General features: G+C 63.0%; 2 protein-coding genes. Both read right to left on the reverse strand.

The window, feature by feature from the left end; translation table 11 throughout:
- Positions 1–41 precede the first annotated feature (41 nt).
- Positions 42–689, reverse strand: a complete 648-nt coding sequence (gene coq7 / locus B4U49_RS00685; RefSeq protein ID WP_078082685.1) for a 2-polyprenyl-3-methyl-6-methoxy-1,4-benzoquinone monooxygenase — start codon at positions 687–689, stop codon at positions 42–44.
- A 37-nt stretch (positions 690–726) separates the two neighbouring features.
- A complete protein-coding gene (purD, locus tag B4U49_RS00690; RefSeq protein ID WP_078082686.1) occupies positions 727–2,022 on the reverse strand; it encodes a phosphoribosylamine--glycine ligase in 1,296 nt (431 codons plus the stop codon).
- Between the last annotated feature and the right edge of the window lie 198 nt (positions 2,023–2,220).

Consider the following 2,220-nt stretch of genomic DNA (forward strand, 5'->3'; position numbering starts at 1 on the left):
CAATTGGCTCCCCTTTTTATTCTCTTCACTGAGGCGGCGGCTTATAGCCGGTAGCTCACCGAAGTCATCGCTTTCGATACCAGGGTCATCAGCCCCTTAACCGGGCCCGGGAAGCGCGCGCCACCGGCATCCAGTGCCGCGTGTTGATGTTTCGCTTCATCCACCAGCATCTGCTCCACCACCGCACGGCTCTTGTCGTCCTGGGCGGGCAGCTTCCGCAGGTGGCTTTCCAGGTGCTTGCACACCTGTTCTTCCGTTGCCGCGACAAAGCCCAGGCTGACCTTGTCGGAGATCTTGCCGGCAGTCGCACCGATGCCGAAGGAAAGGCCGTACCACATCGGATTCAGCAGACTGGGACGGCTGTCCAGTTCCTGCAGGCGCTGTTCACACCACGCCAGATGATCGATCTCCTCATCCGCCGCATGCTCCATTTCCGCACGCACCTGCGGCAACTTGGCGGTCAGGGCCTGTCCCTGGTACAGCGCCTGGGCACAGACCTCTCCGCTGTGATTCACCCGCATCAACCCCGCCGCGTGGCGGCGCTCCGCGTCCGACAGGTCCGCCTCATCTGCAGACTTGGCCGGAGACGGGCGCTCGTGACACGGCGAGCCGGGGCTCAGGGTGCGCAGGGCGCGGTCCGCCTGCAGCAGCAGGCGGTCCAGGCCGGATAACTGGCGTTGACTGCTCATCTGTGTGCTCCGTATATGGCCAGACAGGAAGAGGCCATCAGGCCTCTTCGGACTGTTCCCGCTCTACCGCGCGGTAACCGATATCCTTGCGGTAGAAGGCGCCTTCCCAATGGATCTTGCGCGCGCATTCGTAGGCATTTTCCTTGGCTTCCGCCACGGTGTCACCCAGTGCGGTGGCACAGAGTACCCGGCCGCCGTTGGTCACCACTCGCTCGCCGTCCAGTGCGGTGCCGGCATGAAAGATCTTGGCATTTTCGCTGTCGGCGCTGTCGAGGCCGGAAATGGGGTCGCCCTTGCGGTAGCTGCCTGGGTAGCCGTGTGCCGCGATGACCACACCCAGCGAGGGACGCGCGTCCCATTCCACTTCGACCTGGTCGAGGCGTTTTTCCACTGCGGCCATGCACAGTTCCACCAGGTCGGATTTCAGGCGCATCATGATCGGCTGGGTTTCGGGGTCGCCGAAACGGCAGTTGTATTCGATGACCTTTGGCGCGCCCTCTTCGTTGATCATCAGTCCGGCGTACAGGAAGCCGGTGTAGGGCATGCCCTCGGAGGCGAGGCCTTTAACGGTGGGCTCAATGACCTCTTTCATCACCCGCTCGTACACGTCCGGTGTGACCACTGGTGCCGGGGAGTAGGCGCCCATACCACCGGTATTGGGGCCGGTATCGCCGTCGCCGACGCGCTTGTGGTCCTGGCTGGTGGCCATGGGCAGGATATTTTCCCCGTCGACCATGACGATAAAGCTGGCTTCTTCACCGGTGAGGAATTCCTCAATAACGACGCGGCAGCCCGCTTCGCCGAAGGCGTTGCCGGAGAGCATGTCGCGCACGGCCAGCTCTGCCTGTTCCACGGACTCGGCGACGATGACGCCTTTACCGGCGGCGAGGCCATCTGCCTTGACCACGATGGGTGCGCCTTTTTCCCGCAGGTAGGCGATCGCCGATTCCACTTCGGTGAAATTCTGGTAGTCGGCAGTGGGAATGGCGTGGCGCTCGAGGAAGTCTTTGGTGAAGGCTTTGGAGCCTTCGAGCTGGGCGGCCGCCTTTTCGGGGCCGAAGATGTTGTGGCCGCGGCTGTTGAAGTAGTCGACGATGCCATCTACCAGCGGGGCTTCGGGGCCGACGATGGTGAGGTCGATGCCTTTTTCTTCGACGAGGTCGGAGAGTGCGGAGAAGTTGTCGACGCCGATGTTGACGTTCTGGAGCTTGGGTTCGCGGGCGGTGCCGGCGTTTCCGGGGGCGACGAAGACGGTGTCTACGGCGGGGTTCTGTGCGGCCTTCCAGGCCAGTGCGTGTTCACGGCCACCAGAGCCGATTACCAGGATATTCATTCTTGAGTTTCCCCGTGCCTGTTATTTAGGTGGGCTAGTTTAGCATTGTGCGCTGGGTTGCCGGGCCGGAGTGGGGTGAGACGGGCGAATAAAGGCGCTTCGTAAGCCAGTCCGGTGGCGCTCCTGAGGCTGGCGCCCCTCCCCGAGACACGCCGTGAACCCGTCCATGGGGGCTCGGATGCGGCCGTCCTGGCCGCA

Origin of the sequence: Microbulbifer mangrovi, from assembly GCF_002009015.1 — a bacterium.
Taxonomy (GTDB): domain Bacteria; phylum Pseudomonadota; class Gammaproteobacteria; order Pseudomonadales; family Cellvibrionaceae; genus Microbulbifer; species Microbulbifer mangrovi.

Coding starts and splice junctions, on each gene's coding strand:
- purD (WP_078082686.1), bottom strand. CDS start 2,022: ATGAATATCCTGGTAATCGGCTCTGGTGGCCGTGAACACGCACTGGCC.
- coq7 (WP_078082685.1), bottom strand. CDS start 689: ATGAGCAGTCAACGCCAGTTATCCGGCCTGGACCGCCTGCTGCTGCAG.